Source organism: Streptomyces phytophilus, from assembly GCF_013870535.1.
GTDB lineage: Bacteria > Actinomycetota > Actinomycetes > Streptomycetales > Streptomycetaceae > Streptomyces > Streptomyces phytophilus.
This window is the reverse complement of the sequence record NZ_JACBXC010000880.1, coordinates 1-2602: the sequence shown is the minus strand read 5'-3', so window position 1 is coordinate 2602 and position 2602 is coordinate 1. Positions and strand designations below refer to the sequence as shown.

At 70.7% G+C, this 2602-nt stretch carries 4 protein-coding genes; 3 read left to right on the top strand and 1 reads right to left on the bottom strand.

Features of this window, described 5'->3' with window-relative positions; translation table 11 throughout:
- From H5J30_RS26630 to H5J30_RS26620, 3 genes are all read left to right on the top strand, one after another.
- On the top strand, nt 1–486 hold a 486-nt coding region (locus tag H5J30_RS26630), incomplete at its 5' end, for a hypothetical protein (protein ID WP_309505640.1).
- Complete coding sequence (locus H5J30_RS26625) at nt 474–1040, top strand: hypothetical protein (RefSeq protein ID WP_181789875.1); 567 nt, start codon at nt 474–476, stop codon at nt 1038–1040. The genes H5J30_RS26630 and H5J30_RS26625, both read left to right, overlap by 13 nt.
- 125 nt (nt 1041–1165) lie before the next feature.
- Complete coding sequence (locus H5J30_RS26620; RefSeq protein ID WP_181789874.1) at nt 1166–1702, top strand: hypothetical protein; 537 nt, start codon at nt 1166–1168, stop codon at nt 1700–1702.
- Here H5J30_RS26620 and H5J30_RS26615 read toward each other — a convergent pair.
- Nucleotides 1668–2495: a DUF817 domain-containing protein gene (locus H5J30_RS26615; protein WP_258563550.1), complete on the bottom strand. Its 828-nt coding sequence runs from the start codon at nt 2493–2495 to the stop codon at nt 1668–1670. The two genes, H5J30_RS26620 and H5J30_RS26615, sit on opposite strands and share 35 nt — an antisense overlap.
- Nucleotides 2496–2602: the final 107 nt, after the last annotated feature.

Here is a 2602-nt window from a genome sequence, read left to right as displayed (position 1 = left end):
GGCCCCGACCGCGAGGAGGACCCCGTGCCCACCGACTCACGCGTGTTCGCAGAAGGCAGCCGCGCCCTGCGCTACACCCTCGCCGGGATCGTCGCGCTCGCCCTCGTCTACGTCACCGGCGTCCTGGCCTGGGGCGGCGCGTCCTGGTCCACCGCGCCGTTCCGCGGCGCGGCCGACGCGCGCGAGCGCACCGTGGGCTCGGGCGAGTTCCGCGTCTCCACGTACGAGGAGTTCTTCGACCTGTGCGCGGCGGTCGAGACGAAGGAGGACGAGATCGGCGCGCTGAAGGACGAGTTGGACACCAAGCCGTCCGCGTACCGCAGCGAGCAGATCAACACCTCCCTCACCGCCCTGCGCGCCACCCGGGCGGAGCTGGTCAACGACTACAACGCCAAGTCCCGGCAGGAGCACCGCAAGGCGTTCAAGGACGCCGGGCTGCCCGCCGAGCTGAGCACCGACGCCAAGGAGACCTCGTGCGCCGCCTGACCCGTGCCCTCACCGCCCTTGCCGCGACCGCCGCCCTCGCCTTCACCGCCGCGGCCTGTACAGACGACTCCTCCCAGGCGCAGGAGTCGCGGACCAAGCAGTCCGGCTACGACAGGATGGTCAAGCGCCAGCCGGCGAACGCGATGACGTACTCCCCGACGCGGGAGACCATCAACAAGTGGGTCGACAACTGGGAGAAGCCCGGGAAGTTGTCGTACGTCTACCTGCAGAACGCCAACGGGGAGTACGGCTACTTCGTACTGGAGGGGCTGCCGGTCTCGTACTGCGCCATGCTCACCCCGCCGGAGGACGTCGACACCTCCAACACCGGCATGGTGACGAAGACCGCGCCGGGCATGGACGGCGTCTACTACTCCGGCGGCCAGTGCAGCGCGTACTACGGCTTCGACGCCACCACCGGCGCGTACCTGGAGTTCACCATCGGCAGCAACCAGAGCTTCTTCCTCTACGACAAGCCGATGGCGCTGCCGGAGTTCCGCGACGCGACGCCGCTCGGCGAGACGCGCATCGAGGACGGCAGGATCGCCCGGTAGGGCAGGTCGGCGCCCCGGCGCCGGCGCGCCACCCCATCGGGTGAACCCCGAACTCCCCCGCTCACGGAGCGTCTGCGATAGAACTACGTAGAGCTACATATGGTAATCATCCGGTGAGGAGTTCCATGACATCGCCCTGCGACCCGAGGTACGCGCCCGCCGGCGACGTGGGCGCCGCCCTCATGCTGATCGACTCCCAGCTCAAGGGCATCCGCGACGGCAGGACCGGGGCGGACCCGGAGCAGCGGGCGCTCGTCGGCCAACTCACCGGCGCCATGGGGCCGAAGGGCGTGGACGACGTGCTGGACGGCACGTGCACGCTCATCTTCATGTTCATGAAGTGGCTGCGCAGGGCGCACGAGGCACAGCAGAAGGACGTCGTGGAGTACGTGGTGCCCAACCTCGTGGCGTCGCTGCGGATGATGCCCGCGAGCGTCCGCGCCGAGACGATCCCGACCATGGCCGCGCTGCTCGTCGCCGCGGGCACCGGGCTCAGCCCCAGCCTGTGGCGGCGGCAGTTCGGTGACTGGTCCCGGGACGAGATGAACCCCCTGGAGGCGACCGCCCTGCTGCTCGCCGAGTACATCAACCGCCTCACCGACGACCCCGACTTCGCCACCCGCATGGTCAGCGACACCTTCGCCGCCGCGGACGGCCGCTGACCGGCCCCCGCACCCGCCCCGGCACCGGCCCGTCCGGCGACGCAGGCGGCTGCCGCCACCCCTGCCTGGCCCGGGCGACCAGGACGAAGGTGACCGTGATCAGCAGCGACCAGGCGGCGAACTTGTCGATACCCACCGGCTGCCAGCCGGCCGTCTGGTTCGGGTAGCGCCACGCCCCGAGCCACGTGGCGATGTTCTCCGCCAGCCACAGGAAGAAGCCGATCAGGACGAACGACAGGGCGAGCGGCATCCGGTGGCGCCTGCCGTGCACGCTGTACGTCACCCACGTCCCCCAGGTCACCGCGAGGAGCGCCGCCGCCAGCGGCCAGCGCGCGTCGGGCAGCCAGTGGTGGGAGAAGAAGTTGACGTAGATCGCCGCTGCCACAAGCTCGGTGAGCCGCGCCCGGTACCGGACCAGGCCGAGGTCGAACAGCCGCCAGGCCCGGCACACGTAGCTGCCCACGGCGGCGTACAGGAAGCCGCCGTACAGCGGCACGCCGGCGAGCTTCAGCACGGCGGGCTCCGGATAGCTCCACGAGCCGAGCGACACCTTCAGCAGCTCGAAGGCCAGGCCGATGGCGTGGCACACGGCGATGACGGCCACCTCCCGTCCCGTGTCCCAGCCACGGACCCGGAACAGGACCGTGAGCGCCAGCCCGTAGAGCAGCAGCAGGTCGTAGCGCGCCACCGGCAGCCGGGGTATCGCCCCGGAGAGCGCGACGCCGGCCAGCACGGCGGCGGCGAAGGCGCAGCACCGCAACTGGATGCCGCCGAAGTGCCACAGCTGCCCCATGATCGTCATGGCGGATCTCATGAGGGCTAGGACGGCTGCCGCACGCGCCCGGTTCTACCCCGACGCGTCGCGGCGGCGCGTCAGATAGGCGGTCTCCGCGGTGTTGC